This window comes from Mycobacterium scrofulaceum (assembly GCF_002086735.1).
Classification (GTDB): Bacteria; Actinomycetota; Actinomycetes; order Mycobacteriales; family Mycobacteriaceae; genus Mycobacterium; species Mycobacterium scrofulaceum.
In genome coordinates this window covers 12,072-29,336 of record NZ_MVIJ01000042.1, presented here as the reverse complement: position 1 = coordinate 29,336, position 17,265 = coordinate 12,072, and the positions used below count along the sequence as shown (strand labels likewise).

At 69.2% G+C, this 17,265-nt stretch carries 16 protein-coding genes and 1 pseudogene; 7 read left to right on the top strand and 10 right to left on the bottom strand.

Annotated elements, in window-relative coordinates; translation table 11 throughout:
* Positions 1 to 8 precede the first annotated feature (8 nt).
* Complete coding sequence (locus tag BST44_RS22320) at positions 9 to 911, top strand: sigma-70 family RNA polymerase sigma factor (protein WP_083179260.1); 903 nt, start codon at positions 9 to 11, stop codon at positions 909 to 911.
* Here the strand turns inward: BST44_RS22320 and BST44_RS22315 are convergent.
* Positions 883 to 1,515: pseudogene (locus BST44_RS22315) on the bottom strand (carboxymuconolactone decarboxylase family protein); the annotation flags it as partial. The gene BST44_RS22320 and the pseudogene BST44_RS22315 sit on opposite strands and share 29 nt — an antisense overlap.
* Before the next feature lie 83 nt (positions 1,516 to 1,598).
* On the opposite strand from BST44_RS22315, the gene BST44_RS22310 reads away from it, so the two are divergent.
* Positions 1,599 to 4,154, top strand: a complete 2,556-nt coding sequence (locus BST44_RS22310) for a serine/threonine-protein kinase PknD (RefSeq protein WP_083179258.1) — start codon at positions 1,599 to 1,601, stop codon at positions 4,152 to 4,154.
* Between the two features lie 3 nt (positions 4,155 to 4,157).
* On the opposite strand, the gene BST44_RS22305 is transcribed toward BST44_RS22310, so the two are convergent.
* Genes BST44_RS22305 through sdhC form a run of 4 tightly spaced genes read right to left on the bottom strand, consistent with a single transcriptional unit; the run spans position 4,158 to position 7,538 of the window.
* On the bottom strand, positions 4,158 to 4,964 hold the full coding sequence (locus tag BST44_RS22305; RefSeq protein WP_083179257.1) for a succinate dehydrogenase iron-sulfur subunit: 807 nt from the start codon (positions 4,962 to 4,964) through the stop codon (positions 4,158 to 4,160).
* Positions 4,964 to 6,718, bottom strand: a complete 1,755-nt coding sequence (sdhA, locus tag BST44_RS22300) for a succinate dehydrogenase flavoprotein subunit (protein ID WP_083179256.1) — start codon at positions 6,716 to 6,718, stop codon at positions 4,964 to 4,966. Before sdhA ends, BST44_RS22305 begins: the two co-directional genes overlap by 1 nt.
* Before the next feature lie 17 nt (positions 6,719 to 6,735).
* Entirely contained in the window at positions 6,736 to 7,203 is a 468-nt protein-coding gene (locus BST44_RS22295; RefSeq protein ID WP_083179255.1) for a succinate dehydrogenase hydrophobic membrane anchor subunit, read from the bottom strand.
* Positions 7,200 to 7,538, bottom strand: a complete 339-nt coding sequence (sdhC, locus tag BST44_RS22290) for a succinate dehydrogenase, cytochrome b556 subunit (protein ID WP_244184897.1) — start codon at positions 7,536 to 7,538, stop codon at positions 7,200 to 7,202. The genes BST44_RS22295 and sdhC overlap by 4 nt, the downstream gene beginning before the upstream one ends.
* A 242-nt stretch (positions 7,539 to 7,780) precedes the next feature.
* Here sdhC and BST44_RS22285 point away from each other — a divergent pair, with 242 nt between their 5' ends.
* From BST44_RS22285 to BST44_RS22275, 3 genes are read left to right on the top strand one after another with little or no spacing between them, the layout of a single operon-like run.
* Positions 7,781 to 8,179 (top strand): cytidine deaminase, encoded by a 399-nt coding sequence (locus tag BST44_RS22285; protein WP_083179253.1) that lies wholly within the window; start codon positions 7,781 to 7,783, stop codon positions 8,177 to 8,179.
* Complete coding sequence (locus BST44_RS22280; protein ID WP_083179252.1) at positions 8,176 to 9,474, top strand: thymidine phosphorylase; 1,299 nt, start codon at positions 8,176 to 8,178, stop codon at positions 9,472 to 9,474. The genes BST44_RS22285 and BST44_RS22280 overlap by 4 nt, the downstream gene beginning before the upstream one ends.
* The gene (locus BST44_RS22275) at positions 9,474 to 10,562 is read left to right on the top strand and encodes an adenosine deaminase (protein WP_142274640.1); all 1,089 of its coding nucleotides are present in this window, start codon (positions 9,474 to 9,476) and stop codon (positions 10,560 to 10,562) included. The genes BST44_RS22280 and BST44_RS22275 overlap by 1 nt, the downstream gene beginning before the upstream one ends.
* Positions 10,563 to 10,604: 42 nt before the next feature.
* On the opposite strand, the gene BST44_RS22270 is transcribed toward BST44_RS22275, so the two are convergent.
* Together BST44_RS22270 and BST44_RS22265 are read right to left on the bottom strand one after the other, a co-directional pair.
* Positions 10,605 to 10,889, bottom strand: a complete 285-nt coding sequence (locus BST44_RS22270; RefSeq protein ID WP_083179250.1) for a GlsB/YeaQ/YmgE family stress response membrane protein — start codon at positions 10,887 to 10,889, stop codon at positions 10,605 to 10,607.
* A gap of 93 nt (positions 10,890 to 10,982) precedes the next feature.
* On the bottom strand, positions 10,983 to 11,654 hold the full coding sequence (locus tag BST44_RS22265) for a GntR family transcriptional regulator (RefSeq protein ID WP_083179249.1): 672 nt from the start codon (positions 11,652 to 11,654) through the stop codon (positions 10,983 to 10,985).
* 151 nt (positions 11,655 to 11,805) lie between these two features.
* Here BST44_RS22265 and BST44_RS22260 point away from each other — a divergent pair, with 151 nt between their 5' ends.
* Positions 11,806 to 12,834, top strand: coding sequence for a cupin (locus BST44_RS22260; RefSeq protein WP_083179248.1), 1,029 nt, complete (start codon positions 11,806 to 11,808; stop codon positions 12,832 to 12,834).
* Between the two features lie 48 nt (positions 12,835 to 12,882).
* A complete protein-coding gene (locus BST44_RS22255) occupies positions 12,883 to 13,890 on the top strand; it encodes a VWA domain-containing protein (RefSeq protein ID WP_083179280.1) in 1,008 nt (335 codons plus the stop codon).
* Between the two features lie 3 nt (positions 13,891 to 13,893).
* Here the strand turns inward: BST44_RS22255 and BST44_RS22250 are convergent, their stop codons facing one another.
* From BST44_RS22250 to BST44_RS22240, 3 genes are read right to left on the bottom strand one after another with little or no spacing between them, the layout of a single operon-like run.
* Complete coding sequence (locus tag BST44_RS22250) at positions 13,894 to 14,877, bottom strand: VWA domain-containing protein (protein ID WP_083179247.1); 984 nt, start codon at positions 14,875 to 14,877, stop codon at positions 13,894 to 13,896.
* Positions 14,878 to 14,930: 53 nt separating this feature from the next.
* Positions 14,931 to 16,229, bottom strand: a complete 1,299-nt coding sequence (satS, locus tag BST44_RS22245; protein WP_083179246.1) for a protein export chaperone SatS — start codon at positions 16,227 to 16,229, stop codon at positions 14,931 to 14,933.
* A 42-nt stretch (positions 16,230 to 16,271) separates the two neighbouring features.
* Positions 16,272 to 17,165 (bottom strand): alkaline phosphatase family protein, encoded by an 894-nt coding sequence (locus BST44_RS22240; protein ID WP_439330746.1) that lies wholly within the window; start codon positions 17,163 to 17,165, stop codon positions 16,272 to 16,274.
* Between the last annotated feature and the right edge of the window lie 100 nt (positions 17,166 to 17,265).

The following is a 17,265-nucleotide window of genomic DNA, read 5'->3' as shown; positions in this document are numbered from 1 at the left end:
CTCACGTTATGACCGCAGCGCGGCAGGTCAGCGAATTCCAGTCGCTGCGGCCGCATCTGATGGCGGTCGCCTACCGGCTGACGGGCAGCGTCGCCGACGCCGAGGACATCGTGCAGGAGGCCTGGCTGCGCTGGGACTCCCAGGACGCCCGGATCACTGACCTGCGGGCCTGGCTGACCACCGTGGTGAGCCGCCTCGGCCTGGACAAGTTGCGCTCGGCGGCGCACCGCCGCGAGACATACACCGGAAACTGGCTGCCCGAGCCGGTGGTGACCGGCCTCGACGGCTCCGATCCGCTGTCCGCCGTGGTCGCCCGCGAGGACGCCCGGTTCGCGGCGATGGTGGTGCTGGAGCGCCTGTCGCCGGACCAGCGGGTCGCCTTCGTCCTGCACGACGGGTTCGCGGTGCCCTTCGCGGAGGTGGCCGACGTGCTCGGCACAAGCGAGGCGGGCGCGCGGCAACTGGCGTCGCGGGCGCGCAAGGCGGTCGCGGCCGAGCCGCCGCCCGCGCCCGACCCGTCGCACGCCGAGGTGGTCGGCCGGCTGATGGCCGCCATGGCCGCCGGTGACCTGGGCACCGTGGTGTCGCTGCTGCATCCCGACGTCAGCTTCACCGGCGATTCGAATGGCAAGGCGCCCACGGCCGTTCAGGTCATCCACGGGGCGGACAAGGTGGCCCGCTTCATGTTCGGCCTGGCCCGTCGCTACGGCCCGGCCTTCTTCACGGCCAACCAGCTGGGGCTGGTCAACGGCGAACTGGGCGCCTACACGGCGGGCAGCCCCGGCGACGACGGGCACTGGCAGATGCTGCCGCGGATCCTCGCGATCACGGTGCGCGACGGAAAGGTCTGCGCGCTGTGGGATATCGCCAACCCGGACAAGTTCACCGGCTCTCCGCTGCGGTCTCGCTAGCCCACGGCACGCGGCAGGCGTCCCCGGAGTTGAAGCCCTGTTCGGTGATGCCCAGCGCCGTGTTCATCCGGGCCCGCATGTTCTCCACGCCGATCTGATAGGTCAGCTCGATCACGCCCGCGTCGCCGAAGCGGGCCCGCAGATCGGCGACCTGCTCGTCGGTGACGGTGTGCGGATCGGTCGTCATCGCGTCGGCGTAGCGGATCGCGGCCCGCTCGTCGTCGGTGAAAAGCGGCGACGTCGCGTAGCGGTCGATGTCGTTGAGGCGCTCGACGTCGAGGCCGTCCAGGCGCTGCAGCATGGAGCCGAAGTCGACGCACCAGGAGCAGCCGATGCTGCGCGCCGTCCACAACACCGCGAGCTCCCGCACGCTGACCGGCAACGCCGTGGACGCCCGGTCGATCATCGTCTCGTGCACGGCGCCGGCGACCATCAGCCTGCGGTGGTGGGCGGCCACGGTGAACGGCTCGGGGACCTGGCCGTAGCGCCGCTTGGCGATCCGGTACATGGCGCGGGTCAGCAGCCCGGCGCGGTCGGGGGGCAGGGGCTCGATGCGGGTCTTCTGTGTCATACCCCTCAGACGAGACGGGCCGCGAAAGTGTGACGGGCTTCCGGCGAACGGGCCACCTGAGCCGGACAGGTTGATAGCATCCAGCCACCACTTCGTGTGCTCAAAGGAGGTCTGCGGTGGACGAGGTGGGGGGCGAGGTATTCGGGCGCTATCGGCTGTTCGAGGTGCTGCGATCGAGCGGCACCGGCATCGTGTACAGAGCCTACGACACGATGATGAGCCGCGGGGTGGCCATCAAGGTGCTCCCGCCGGAGTTGGCCGCCGAGCCTGGTTGCCAGGAGCGGTTCCGGCGTGAGGTCTCCGCCGCAGCACAACTGAGCGACCCGAATCTCATCCCGATCTATGAAGCCGGCGAGATCGACGGCCAGCACTATCTGGTGATGCCCGCTGTCCCTGACGGCAGCACCGTGCAAGACCTGCTACGCCGCGAGGGGCCGACCAACCCGGTGGTGGCGGTGCGGGTGATCGTGCAGGCGGCCTCGGCGCTGGAAGCCGCACACGTCGCCGGGCTGGTTCACGGCGACATCAATACGTCGAACTTGTTGGTGGGCGGCCCTTTCGTCTACCTGATCGACTTCGGCGCGACACCGACCGCCACCGATACCGCCGACGCTCGCACCGACATCTACGCTCTGACCGCAGTGCTTTACGAATGCCTGACCGGTCAGCCCGCCGTTGTAGGAGATCTTGGCCCGCCCAAACCTACCGACATCGACCCGGCCATCCCGCCCGGCTTCGACGACGTGATCGCGCGCGGCATGGCCAAAGACCCCGACGACCGTTATCAGACCGCCCGCGAGTTGGCCGCCGCCACGCATAACGCGCTCACCGCCGAGAGCCCTGCCGCTTCGGGAGCGGCGCCGGCGAAGGTAGTGGAGTTCGGTCGCTATCGGCTCTTCGAAAAGCTCGGTCAGGGCAATATGGGCGCGGTTTATCGGGCCCACGACACCGCGCTGGGACGGGATGTGGCGATCAAATTGCTCCAGCCGGAATTGGCTGCCGAGCCGGGTTATCAGGAGAGATTTCGCCGCGAGGCCTACGCTGCTGCCCGGCTGGCCAGCCCGAACATCATCCCTGTCTACGAGATCGGTGAGTTCGACGGGCGCCTGTATCTGGTGATGCCGATCGTCGATGGCGTCGATCTGAACAAGGTCCTCAAGACCGATGGAGCGATGAGTCCGCAGCAGGCGGTGCGGGTGGTCGAACAGGTTGCGGCGGCCCTGGATGCGGCCCACAAGTCGGGGCTGGTGCACCGCGATGTGAAGCCGTCGAACCTGTTGATGGTCGGTGAAGACTTCGTGTATCTGATCGATTTCGGACTCGTTCACGAGGCCGATGCCACTCGCCTGACGCTCACGAACGTCGCCCCGGGAAGTCCGGCGTACATGGCCCCGGAACGCTTCGGTGGTGGCAAAGTCGTCGACGCTCGTGCCGACGTGTACTCGCTTGCCTGTGTGCTGTACGAGTGCCTCACCGGGCGCGTGCCGTTCAGCGGTGGCGGCGTGGAGGGGCTGACCGCCGCCCACCGCAGCGACGCTCCGCCCAAACCCAGCTGCTTCGATCCCGCGATCCCCGTCGGGTTCGACGCGGTGATCGCGCGGGGCATGGCGAAGGAACCCGACGACCGCTTCCAATCGGCACACGAACTGGCGGTGGCCGCCCGCGCGGCCCTCACCGACGACTTCGGCGCTCACGCTGCGCCGTTAGCCTCCGCCGATGACGCCGCACTCTTGGAGAAAGGCAGCCTGCCCGAAAACCCGTCCCCACCCCGCACCCCGCGCAAAAGACTCGGCCGCGCCGGAGTTCTGACCCTCGCCGCGGTGGTGGTCGTCGCCGTAGTCGCTGGTGTCGCGTTATTGCGAGTCACCAGAGGGTCCCCGTTGCATTCGGCGAAACCCAAGGGTCAGGTCGTGCTGCCGTTCACCGGTCTCGACAATCCCCAGCGCGTCGCGGTCGATGCGAAAGGCGACGTCTACGTCACCGACACCGGCAACAACCGGGTGCTGAAACTGGCCGCGGGTTCGACCAGCCAGACCGTGATACCGATAGCCGGCCTGGACGGTCCCCTGGATATCGCGGTCGACGACGCGGGCGGCTTGGAGGTCACCGAGCCCGCGCATCACCGGGTGCTGGATGTGACGGCCGGGTCGACCGACCCGACCCTGCTGCCGTTCACCGATCTCGGGGACCCCACGGGTGTGGCGGTCGCTACCCGCGACCCCGGCGACGAGCGCGCCGTCGTCGTCACCGACTGCGCGCACAATCGGGTGGTGGAGCTGCTCGGGTATTCGACCGAGCAGAATGAGCTGCCGTTCGGCGGCTTAGCGTGTCCCTCGGCCGTGGCGGTGGATCACGCCGGCGCCCTCTTCGTCATCGACCGGAACAACGAACGGGTGCTGAAACTGCCGCTGACCGGGACCGTTCCGACTGTGCTGCCGTTTATGGTCGGACATCCGGACAATGTGGCCGGCGACACCAGCGGAAACGTGTATGTGACCGACGTTTACTACAATCGCGTCACGGAGTTCATCGCGGCCTCCAACACGTCGAAGACGCTGCCGTTCAACGGAATCAACAATCCTCAGGGCATCAGCGTGGACACCGCCGGGAATGTCTACGTCGTCGACACGGGCAACAACCGGGTGCTCAAGCTCCCGCCTGGTAACGCTTAGCCCTCAGCGCGTGAACATCAGCGCGCGCTTGACCTCTTGGATCGCCTTGGTGATCTGGATGCCGCGCGGGCAGCACTCGGTGCAGTTGAACGTGGTGCGGCACCGCCACACGCCGTCCACCTCGTTGAGGATGTCGAGGCGCTCGGCGGCGGCCTCGTCGCGGCTGTCGAAGATGAAGCGGTGCGCGTTGACGATCGCCGCCGGGCCGTAATAGCTGCCCTCGTGCCAGAACACCGGGCAGCTGGTGGTGCAGGCCGCGCACAGGATGCACTTGGTGGTGTCGTCGTAGCGGGCGCGGTCGGTGGGGCTTTGAATGCGTTCCCGCGTGGGCGGATTGCCACTGGTGACCAGGTACGGCTTGACCGCGCGGTAGGCGTCGAAGAACGGCTCCATGTTGACCACCAGGTCCTTCTCCACCGGCAGGCCACGGATCGGTTCCACCGTGATGGTGAGTTGCTTGCCCTTCTTCTCGGGCAGCAGGTCGCGCATCAGCACCTTGCAGGCCAGCCGGTTCACGCCGTTGATGCGCATGGCGTCCGAGCCGCACACCCCGTGGGCGCAGGAGCGCCGGAAGGTCAGCGTCCCGTCCAGGTAGCTCTTGATGTAGATCAACAGGTTGAGCAGCCGGTCGCTGGGCAGGCAGGGCACCCGAAAGCTTTGCCAGCCGCCGGTTTCCGCGAACGCGTCGGGGCTGTCGGGGTTGAAGCGGGCGATCTTGAGGGTCACCAGCACCGCGCCCTCTGGGATGGGCGGCAGCGGCGGCTCCACGCGGGGTGCCGCTGCGGGTTCGACGGCCTCGCCTGCGGTCATCAGTACTTCCGTTCCTTCGGTTCGTAGCGGGTCTGCACGACGGGCTTGAAGTCCAGGGCGATGTCGCTGAGCAGGTCGGTGCCCTGCTTGTAGGCCATCGTGTGGCGCATGTAGTTGACGTCGTCGCGGTTCGGGTAGTCCTCCCGGGCATGCCCGCCGCGGGACTCCTTGCGGTTCAGCGCGCCGACCACGGTCACCTCGGCCAGCTCCAGCAAAAAGCCCAGCTCGATGGCCTCCAGCAGGTCGCTGTTGAAGCGCTTTCCCTTGTCGTGCACGGTGATTCGCGAATACCGCTCCTTGAGCGCGTGAATGTCCGTCAAGGCCTGTTTCAGCGTCTCCTCGGTGCGGAACACCGCGGCGTTGTTGTCCATCGACTGCTGCAGCGCGTTGCGAATGTCGGCCACCCGCTCGTTGCCGTGCTCGGAGAGGATGTCGCCCACCCAGCCGACGACCATCGCCGCCGGATCCCTTGGCATGTCGACGAAGTCGTGCCCGTCGGCGTAGTCCGCGGCGGCGATGCCGGCGCGGCGGCCGAAGACGTTGATGTCCAGCAGCGAGTTGGTGCCCAGCCGGTTGGCCCCGTGCACCGACACGCACGCGCACTCGCCGGCCGCATACAGGCCCGGCACGGTAGAGGTGTTGTCCCGCAACACCTGCCCGGTGACGGTGGTGGGGATGCCGCCCATCACGTAGTGGCACGTCGGGTACACCGGGACCAGCTCGTGCACCGGGTCGACACCCAGGTAGGTGCGGGCGAACTCGGTGATGTCGGGCAGCTTGGCCTCCAGCACGTCCTCGCCCAGGTGGCGCACGTCGATGTAGACGTAATCCTTGTGCGGGCCCGCGCCGCGGCCCTCGAGCACCTCCAGCACCATCGAGCGGGCGACGATGTCGCGGGGTGCCAGGTCGACGATCGTCGGCGCGTAGCGCTCCATGAACCGCTCGCCCTCCCCGTTGAGCAGCCGGCCGCCCTCGCCGCGCACGGCCTCGGAGATCAGGATGCCCAGCCCGGCCAGGCCGGTCGGGTGGAACTGATGAAACTCCATGTCCTCCAACGGAAGTCCCTTGCGGAAGACGATGCCGATGCCATCGCCGGTCAGGGTGTGCGCGTTGGAGGTGGTCTTGTACATCCGGCCCGAACCGCCCGTCGCGAGCACCACGGCCTTGGCGTGGAAGACGTGGATCTCGCCGGTGGCCAACTCATAGGCCACCACCCCGGTGGCCACCGGCCCGCTCGGGGTCTGCGTCAAAACCAGGTCCAGCGCGTAGAACTCGTTGAAGAACTGCACGTCGTGCTTCACGCAGTTCTGGTAGAGGGTCTGCAGGATCATGTGGCCGGTGCGGTCGGCGGCATAACAGGCCCGGCGCACGGGCGCCTTGCCGTGTTCGCGGGTGTGTCCGCCGAACCGGCGCTGGTCGATGCGGCCCTCGGGGGTGCGGTTGAACGGCATCCCCATCTTCTCCAGGTCCAGCACCGCGTCGATGGCTTCCTTGCACATGATCTCCACCGCGTCCTGGTCGGCGAGGTAGTCGCCGCCCTTGACGGTGTCGAAGGTGTGCCATTCCCAGTTGTCGTCCTCGACGTTGGCCAGTGCCGCGCACATCCCGCCCTGGGCGGCGCCGGTGTGGCTGCGGGTGGGGTAGAGCTTGGTCAGCACCGCCGTGCGCACGCGCGGGCCGGCCTCCACGGCCGCCCGCATGCCGGCCCCGCCGGCGCCGACGATCACCACGTCGTATCGGTGTTGCTGGATCACTTCGTCAGCCCCCTAAATCACGAGATATTCGGGTCGAATGTCACCAGCACGTAGGTGCCCAGCACCAACGTGAACCCCATCGACAGCAGCAGCAGGCTGTTCAGCCAGAACCGGGTGCTGTCCTTGCGGCTGTAGTCGTCGATGATGGTGCGCAGCCCGTTACCGCCGTGCAGCTGCGCCAGCCACAGCAGCGCCAGGTCCCAGAACTGCCAGAACGGCGAGGCCCAGCGCTGCGCCACGTAGTTGAAGTCGATGCGGTACACGCCGTCGTCCCACATCAGCATGATGAACAGGTGCCCGACGGCCAGGACGAGCAGCGCGACGCCGGAGAACCGCATGAACAGCCAGGCGAACTTCTCGAAGTTGGGGATGCCGGCCCGGCGCCGCGGCGAGCGCGGGTTGTCCAGGCTGGCCGGCCGGTCGTGGCTGCGCTGGCGCACCGGGGCCACCTGACCGCGGCCCAGCTGCAGGTCGGGGGAGTTCATCGGAGGTGCTCCCAGATATGGATGCCGGTCACCACGCCGGCCGGAACCATGAGCAGCATGAAGACGACGCCGACGATCCAGAACATCAGCTTCTGGTAGCGGGTGCCCTCGGACCAGAAGTCGATCAGGATGACCCGGATGCCGTTGAGCCCGTGGAATGCCACCGCGGCCACCAGCCCGTACTCCATCAGGCCGACCACCGGGGTCTGGTAGTCGTGGATCACCGCGTTGTAGGTCTGCGGGCTCACCCGCAGCATCGCGGCGTCCAGCACGTGGACGAACAGGAAGAAGAAGATCGTCGCGCCGCTGATGCGGTGCAACACCCACGACCACATGCCCGGGTCGCCCCGATACAGGGTCCGGGGGGGTCGCCGTTTGCGCGAGGGGGCAGATGCTGTTGCCGGATCCGCGGTTGTCGCCTGCGTGGTCACCCAGTCCTCACCGCCTTCTGACATAGGAGGGCAATTCAGCCTAACCCGCCCGGGGGACGGCCCGCGCCGAGCGGGCGGCCAGGCGAAACACCGTGCCGGGGTTAGGGTGACAGTCTCACGGGCCTGAAAGGCGAACGGGATTGAGTATGTCTGATATCGATTGGAACACGCTGCGCCACAAGGCAATCGGTGCCGCAGTGGGCGCCTACGCGCCGTACTCGCGGTTCCCGGTGGGGGCGGCCGCGCTGGTCGACGACGGGCGGATGGTCACCGGCTGCAATGTGGAGAACATCTCATATGGCCTTGGTCTCTGTGCCGAATGCGGCGTGGTGTGTGCCCTGCACACCAGCGGTGGCGGGCGGCTGATCGCGCTGGCCTGCGTCGACGGGCAGGGGTCCCCGCTGATGCCGTGCGGGCGATGCCGCCAGCTGCTGCTCGAGCACGGCGGCCCCGAGCTGCTGATCGACCACCCGGCCGGGCCCCGCCGCCTCGGCGAGCTGCTGCCCGACGCCTTCTGGGCCGACCTGCCGCGGGAACCCCGTTGACCGGCTTTGAATTCCACGAGGCCTTCGACGCGCCGACGGTGATCCGGACCAAGCGCGACGGCGGCCGGCTGTCCGACGCCGCGATCGAGTGGGTGATCGACGCCTACACCCACGGCCGGGTCGCCGAGGAACAGATGTCGGCGCTGCTGATGGCGATCTTCCTGCGCGGCATGGACGGCGGCGAGACCGCCGGCTGGACCGCGGCGATGCTGGCGTCCGGCGACCGGCTCGACTTTCGCGACCTGCCGTTACCGACCGTCGACAAGCACTCCACGGGCGGCGTCGGGGACAAGATCACCCTGCCGCTGGTGGCCGTCGTCGCCGCCTGCGGCGCCGCGGTGCCCCAGGCGTCGGGGCGGGGGCTCGGGCACACCGGCGGCACCCTGGACAAGCTCGAGTCGATCGCCGGGTTCACCGCCGCGCTGTCCAACCGGCGGGTGCGCCAGCAACTCCGCGACGTCGGCGCGGCCATCTTCGCCGCCGGCGAGCTGGCCCCGGCCGACGCCAAGCTGTACGCGCTGCGCGACGTAACCGCCACCGTCGAGTCGCTGCCGCTGATCGCCAGCTCGGTGATGAGCAAGAAGCTGGCCGAGGGGACCGGGGCGCTGGTGCTCGACGTGAAGGTCGGCTCCGGAGCGCTGCTGCGCTCCGCGGAGCGGTGCCGCGAACTGGCGCACACCATGGTCGGCCTGGGCGCGGCCCACGGCGTGCCCACCCGCGCGCTGCTGACCGACATGAACGCGCCGCTGGGGGCGACCGTCGGCAACGCCCTCGAGGTCGGCGAGTCGCTGGACGTGCTGGCCGGCGGCGGGCCGCCCGACGTCGTCGAGCTGACGCTGCGGCTGGCCCGCGAGATGCTCGAGCTGGCCGGCGCCGACGGCCGGGAGCCGGCCGAGACGCTGCGCGACGGCACCGCGATGGACCGGTTCCGCCGGCTCGTCGCCGCTCAGGGCGGCGATTTGTCGGTTCCGTTGCCGATCGGAGCGCATGCCGAGACCGTGACCGCCGGGCGGGGCGGCACAATGGGCGATATCGACGCGATGGCAGTGGGGCAGGCGGCTTGGCGGCTCGGTGCGGGCAGGTCCCGACCGGGCGAACGAGTGCAGGCCGGCGCCGGTATCCGGATCCACCGCCGCCCCGGCGAGGCCGTCGCGGCGGGGGAGCCGCTGTTCACCCTCTACACCGACACCCCGGAGCGGTTCGGCGCCGCGCTGGCCGAGCTGGACGGTGGCTACCGCGTCGGCGACGCGCCACCGCCCGCCCGGCCGCTGATCATCGATCGGATCGTCGCGTGATGACTCCACTGGGCCTCGAGCAGATCAAGAAGGCGCCCAAGGCGCTGCTGCACGACCATCTCGACGGGGGGTTGCGCCCGGCGACCGTCGTGGACATCGCCGGCCAAACCGGCTACGACGGGCTGCCCACCACCGACGTCGACGAGCTGGCCACCTGGTTTCGCACCCGGTCGCACAGCGGCTCGCTGGAGCGGTACCTGGAGCCCTTCTCGCACACCGTGGCGGTGATGCAGACCCCCGACGCGCTGCACCGGGTCGCGTACGAGTGCGTGGAAGACCTGGCCGCCGATTCGGTCGTCTACGCCGAAATTCGGTTCGCGCCCGAGTTGCACATCGATCGCGGGCTGTCCTTCGATGCGATCGTCGACGCCGTGCTGGCCGGGTTGGCCGACGGTGAGAAGGCGTGCGCCGCCGCGGGCCGGCCGATCGTGGTGCGTCTGCTGGTCACCGCCATGCGGCACGCCGCGGTGTCGCGCGAGATCGCCGAGCTGGCGATCCGGTTCCGGGACAGGGGGGTTGTCGGCTTCGACATCGCCGGCGCCGAGGCGGGCAACCCGCCGACGCGGCACCTGGACGCCTTCGAGTACATGCGAGACCACAACGCGCGCTTCACCATTCACGCGGGTGAGGCCTTCGGGCTCCCGTCGATCCACGAGGCGATCGCGTTCTGCGGCGCCGACCGGCTGGGCCACGGGGTGCGCATCGTCGACGACATCGACGTGCTGGGCAACGGCGAAGTCAGGCTGGGCCGGCTGGCATCCATTCTGCGGGACAAGCGAATTCCGTTGGAGCTGTGCCCCAGCTCCAACGTGCAGACCGGCGCGGTGAAAAGCATCGCGGACCATCCGTTCGACCTGCTGGCCCGCACCCGGTTCCGGGTGACCGTCAACACCGACAACCGGCTGATGAGCGATACCACGATGAGCCTGGAAATGTGCCGGCTGGTCGAGGCTTTCGGATATGGATGGAGCGACCTCGAGCGGTTCACCATCAACGCGATGAAGTCGGCGTTCCTTCCCTTCGACGAGCGGCTGGCGATCATCGACGACGTGATCAAGCCGCGCTATGCCGTGCTGATCGCGGGCTGACGCCGCCCGCCCGAAAACCGGGCGAGCGGCGCAGCTTTGGGCTCAGCGGGTGAGGCGGGTGCCGGTACGGCGACCGGTGAGCGCCTCGTAGAGCGCGATGAGGACGATCGCGGCGCCGACTCCGATGAAGAACGGCACCCAGGCGATCCCGCCGTTGGCGTTGTGGTATCCGAATTGGCTGGCGACCGCCGAGCCGATCAACGCGCCCACGGCGCCGATGACGACGGTCATGATCATGCCGACGTTCTGCTTGCCCGGCATCACCAGGCGGGCGACCACGCCGATGATCGCGCCCACGATGATGGCGAGGATGATGGATCCGACCATTTCAGCTCCTGTCGTAGCGGCTCCCGGGGTGGGCGCCATCCTCGACAAGGATTTCCCCGAAAAGACGGACTTCTAACACAATTCGCGCGGGAGTCAGATCAGGTCTTCGGCGAGTCCGATCGCCCGCACCGTACCGGCCAGGTGCGTTTGCACCGCGCGCAGCGCCCGCCGGCCGTCGCCGTCGCGCAGCGCCTCGGCGATCTCGCGGTGCTCGTCGAGGATCCTGGTCACCCGCTCGGGGTCGCGCAGCGCCGACTCGCCGATCATCCTCATCTGCCGGTCCCGCAGTGACGCGTAGAAGTCCGACAGGATGGCGTTCCCCGATTCGGCGAGCGTGACGGCGTGGAAGGCGCGGTCGGCGTCGAGGAACTCGGGCCAATCGCCGCGGTCGACGGCGGCGCGCTGCCGTTGCAGCTCGCCCTGCAGTCGCTGGAAAACCCCGGCGCAGGCGGCCGGTCCGCGGCCCACCACCTTGGTGGCGGCGAACTGCTCGAGCACCAGCCGCGCCTCCATCACCGACCTGACCTCGCCGGGCGAGACGGGGACCACGAGGGCACCGCGCTGCGGGTACAGCCGCAGCAGCCCCTCGGCCTCCAGTCGCAAAAACGCCTCGCGCACCGGTGTGCGCGACATGCCGAGCGCCGCGGCGACGTCGCCCTCGCTGATCAACTCCCCGCCGGGGAACGCGCCGGTGAGGACCCGCGTCTTGACGTAGTCCAGCGCGCGGTCCTTGGCCGTGCCCGGCCGCGGGTCCCTCGATGCCACGGCAGCCTTCCGGTAGCTAAGTCGTATCCCAGCAGTGTGGTGACGGTACACCACGCCGTGCATTGACAACGCGACAACTTAGATACAAGATAGATACGAGAAAGACATGAGATGCGCCCGCCAGCCCGCGAGCAGCCGAAGGAGACCCGAGATGCCCGTCACCGAACCAGCACTGACCCCCGACCTGGACCCGACGATCCCGGCGCCGGCGATCAACGTCGCCGAGTACGGATTCGAAGGCCGGCTCCAGGACTGGGCGCAGGACGCCGAGTTCTTCGAGTACTCCAAGGCCGCCAACCCGATCGGCTCGGGCCACGTCCCGCAGGTGCCGATTACCCGCTTCGACGCGGACGTCTACACCGACGCGCCGACCGGGGTCATCCCGCTGGACCTGTCCAAGGAGCTGGGCGTCGAGACCGGCGCCGCGACCAGCCCCGCGCTGCTGGCCAACTTCGTGCGGATCCACCCGGGCGAACAGGTCGACACCAGCCCCAACGCCACCTCGCAGCTGTACTACGTGCTCTACGGGCGGGGCTTCGCGGCGGTCAACGGCCAGCTGGTGGGCTGGGAGAAGGGCGACTTCCTGACCCTGCCCGCGGGCACCCACTCGGTGTTCTACGCCGCCACCGACACGGCCATGTACTGGGTGCACGACGAGCCGCTGATGCGCTACCTGGGCGCCGAAGCCACCCAACCGCGGTTCCGGGCGACCAAGTTCCGGCGCACGGACGCGGTGGCCAAGCTGGAGGAGATCGCGTCGCGCCCGGGCGCCAACGAGAAGAGCCGGGTCAGCGTGCTGCTGGCCAACGCCAACCAGGAACAGACGCTGACCATCACCCACGTGCTGTGGGCCATGTTCGGCGTGCTGCCCGCGAACCAGGTGCAGCGCCCGCACCGGCACCAGTCGGTGGCCCTCGACCTGATCCTGGACGCGCCGGCCAGCGGCTGCTACACCCTGCTGGGCACCCGCCTGGACGAGCGCGGCGACATCGTCGACCCCATCCGGGTGGACTGGCGGGCCGGCTGCGCGTTCACCACCCCGCCGGGCATGTGGCACGCGCACTACAACGAGACCGACGAGCCCGCACACCTGATCCCGATCCAGGACGCCGGGCTGCAGACCCACCTGCGCAGCCTCGACATCAAGTTCACGCAGCGCCGCGACCTCGTCGCCGGCTGACCCGGTGGGCCGTGCACGGCCCACGTCCGGCGCATAGTGTGGCTGGACATGAAGTTGCCCCTGCTGGGCCCCGTGTCGGTCACCGGCTTCCAGAACGCCTGGTTCTTCCTTTTCCTGCTGGCCGTTCTGCTGATCCTGGGCATCTACGTCGTGCTGCAGTTCGCCCGCCGCCGTCGGGTGCTGCGGTTCGCCAACATGGAGGTGCTCGAACGGGTCGCGCCGGCGCACCCGAGCCGGTGGCGGCACGTGCCGACGATCCTGCTGGCCACGTCGCTGGTGCTGCTCACCACGGCGATGGCCGGCCCGACCTCCGACGTCCGCATCCCGCTGAACCGTGCGGTCGTCATGCTGGTCATCGACGTGTCGGAGTCCATGGCCGCCACCGACGTTCCCCCCGACCGGCTGACCGCCGCCAAGTTGGCCGGGAAGCAATTCGCCGACGAGCTGACGCCGGCCATCAACCTGGGGTTGGTGGAGTTCGCGGCCAACGCCTCGCTGCTGGTCTCGCCGACCACCAACCGGGCCGCCGTCAAGGCGGCGATCGACAGCCTGAAGCCGGCCCCCAAGACCGCGACCGGCGAAGGCCTGTTCACCGCGCTGCAGGCGATCGCCACGGTCGGCTCGGTGATGGGCGGCGGCGACGGCCCGCCGCCGGCGCGCATCGTGCTCGAGTCCGACGGCGCGGAGAACGTGCCGCTGGACCCCAACGCCCCGCAGGGGGCGTTCACCGCCGCCCGGGCCGCCAAGGCGGAGGGGGTGCAGATCTCGACGATCTCGTTCGGGACGCCGTACGGCACCGTCGAATACGAGGGCGCCACCATCCCGGTGCCCGTCGACGACCAGACGCTGCAGAAGATCTGCGAGATCACCGACGGTCAGGCGTTCCACGCCGACAGCCTGGAGTCGCTGAAGGACGTCTATTCGACCCTGCAGCGCCAGATCGGCTACGAAACCGTCAAGGGCGACGCCAGCCTGGCCTGGATGCTGCTGGGCGCGGTCGCCCTGGCCGGCGCCGTCCTGGCCGGCCTGTTCCTGAACCGCCGGCTGCCCGCCTGACGATCAGACCGGCAGCCGCCTGTTGATCACCAGCGCCAGCGCCGTCGCGATCAACGCGGTGAGGACGCCCAGCCGCAACCACCCGGCGCTGCCCGGCCCCGGCACCGTGCGGTAGCCGATGTCCTTCTCGATGGCGTTGTAGCTCTTGTTGAGCTCGGCGAGGTTGCCGGCGGTGTAGGACTGCCCGCCCGAGAGCTTCGCGATCGTCTTCATCTGGTCGGTCGAGACCGGGACCGCGACCCGCTGGCCGTCCATCTCGATCTCGCCGGTCTTGGTGCCGAACGAGATCGTCGAGATCGGCACGCCCTCGTCGCGGGCCAGCCGCGCCGCCGTGTAGACACCGTCGTGCGGATCGCTGGGGTTGGACGGCTTGTTCTCCCCGCCGTCGGAGAGCAGCACGATGCGGGCCGGGGGCGGGGTGTCGCCCCCCGTGATGGCCGTCGCGCTGACCGCGTGCAGGGCGGTGAAGATGGCCTCACCGGTGGCCGTGCTGTCGGCGAAGTCCAGTTTCTTGAGCGCGTCGATGGTCGCCTGGTGCTGGGGGGTCGGCGGCACCAGCAGGTACGGCGTGCCCGCGAACCCGACCAGCCCGAGGTTGATGCCCGGCGTCAGCTGGCTGGCGAACTGGCTGGCCGCCTCCTCGGCGGCCTTGAGCCGGTTGGGTGGGACGTCGGTCGCCCGCATCGACTGCGACATGTCGATGACCAGCACGATCACCGCGCGGTTGCGGGGGATGCGCATGTCGTGGGTGGGGGTGGCCAGCGCGATGGTCAGCAGCGAGAGGCTCAGCAGCGAGACGGCGATCGGGAGGTGCCGTATCGGCGACTGCGGCACGCTGGCCTCGGTGAAGCGGCGCAGTCGGCGCCGGCGGCGGCGCTGGACCAGGACGTAGACCGCGAGCAGGGCCAGCGGGAGCAAACCGAACAGGAGCATGCCCGGGCGTTGAAAGCCGTACAGCGGTAGCGGGCCTATCCCGGGAAGCGACACCCGCCAGTAAAGAGGAGACTCCGGGGCCCGTCAAACGGGGGCCCGTTCGGGCCCTACTCCCGCCTGAGCCGGCCGTCGACGAACTGTTCCAGGTTCTCCCATTCCCGTACGGCCGAGGCGTACGGGGCCGACGGCTTGCCGACCGAGCCGGGCTCGAGCACGTAGGCCACCAGCTTGCCCAGCGGCCGGCCCGGCTCGAGCGCCTTGTCGACCGTGCCCTCCTCCGAGTAGTCGCCGATGTCGCGGAGCAGCTCGACGGCCAGGTCCAGCTGGTCGCGGTCCACGGCGTCCGGCCCGTCGGCGATGTCGTCGGCCAGCCCGCTGAGCACGTAGACGTTGTCCTCGGTGACCTGGACCTCCAGCGAGCCGTCCGTGGCGGCGGTCCTGATGTCGTCGTAGGTGCTCAGGTCGGCCAGGTCGTGGTCGTGCTCGTCGGCGAGGTACCGGGCCAGCGCACGCTCGGAGCCGAAGACGCTGATCCGCCCGTTGCGGCCCAGGAAGATCGGGCGGTCGTCCAGGTAGCACCGCAGCGTGTAGAAGGTGCCCGAACTCGTCATGATCCGGATCGGGTCGATGCCCACCTGAACCCAGAAATCCTCGTCGCTGCCCAGGACCACGGTGTCGCCGGCGGCCCGGGATTCCTCGTCGTCGGCGTCCACGAGCTCGTCGGCCTCCGCGTCCTGTTCGGCGGCTTCGGCTTCGGCGTCATCGTCGGCCTCGGTGTCGTCGGCGTCCTCGGTGTCTTCGTCCTCGCGCTCCTCGGCCAGCTCGTCGGCGGCCTTGGCCGACAGCTTGGCGTCCACCTCCGGGGTGGTGACGATGCCGTCGATCGCGCCGAGCGCGTCGTCCCAGCCGCGCCCGATGATCTCGCCGATCGCGGTCCAGCGCTTGAGGCCGGCCTTGCCGGTGAAGTGGTCGATGCCGCCCGAGACGGTGCCCAAGGTCGGGTTGCCGTTGAAGAACTTCGACACCGCGGCGAGCTCGCACACCGACCCGATGGACGAGACCAGCGCCAGCGTGCGCGCGAGCGCGGCCACCGACTCCTCGGTCGGCTTCTCCGAGACCAGCTCCTCGACCGCGACCAGATCGAACTGCCTGTCCTCGGCCGGTTCGAACTTGTACGCGGGCGCCGAGGTCAGGTCCTTCCACGCCGGGTGGTCGACCAGGTCGTTGTCGGTATCGGAGCGCACGAACGCGACCAGGTCGGCGACGGAGGAGAACACGTACAGGTCCTCGTCCTTGCCCAGGAACGCCTCCCACTCGTCGCCGGCGTCGCGCCAGCGGGGCGCCCACACGGTGTAGCGGTCACCGTCGGACAGGCTCAGGCGGATGGGCACGAGGTCAGCAGCCATGCGGCACACAATAGCGGCGGCGGGCGGGGGCGCCCGGCGCGGCTAGCCCCAGATATCGGTGATCGGCGGCGCGCTCGCCGCGTACCCGGTTTTGGGCAGCCCGTACATCTGCTCGAGCGTGGAGAGCACGTTGTAGTGGTTGATCTGTTCGGCGTAGTTGCCGGGGCGGACGTGCGCGCCGTAGAAGACCGTCGGGATCTGGTTGCGCCGCCCGCCGTCGTCCTCGTCGAACGTCACGATCAGCAGGCTGTTGTTGGCCACCGCCCAATTGGCGTAGCCCGACAGCTGCCGGTTCAGCCAGGTGTCGGCCTGCGCGATCGAGCCGTCGTGCATGTTGTCGTCGTTGTTCGGGATGACGAACGACACCGTGGGCAGGCGGGCGTAGTCGCCCATCGGGAAGGCGGAGAACGGCAGGGAGTACGCCGGCGGCACGTTGGTGAAGTTGGCCCAGGGCACGTGCTTGCGCGCGTACTTGCCGGCGCTGCACACCGGCGAGCCGGCGGCGGGCAGGCCCTCGGCGAAGCCGGCGAACGTGTAGCCCGCGGCGAGCAACTCCGACCCGAGGTTGGGCGCGGCGCCGGCGTTGACCGGGCACTGGTCGGTGGTCACCCCGAACGTGTTGCCGGCGAACAGCGCCAGGTAGTTCGGTTCGCTCGGGTGGGTTTCGGCGAACGACTGGGTCATGTTGGCGCCGCCCGCGGCCAGCGCGGTGATGAAGGGCGCCGACTTGTTGCCGATGATGCCGCTTTCGGAGCGGTTCTCCTCCACCACGATCACGATGTGTGCGGGCTGCGGAACGGCCGTGGCCACCAGGACGATCCGCGGATTCAGCGGGCTGGCCGCCAGCCCCACCAAGGCCGCCGCACCGAGCAGCCCGAGGACTCGAATCACCCTGCCCGTCAACCCTGTTGAACCCGCGATTGCGCCCAGCACCACGGGAGCATACGGGCGCACCGGTGCGGCGGCCGCGGCGACGCGGGAGGCTTCGGCGGGGCGTTAACGAAATGCGGCCGGATCGTTATATAGGGTCGAACAC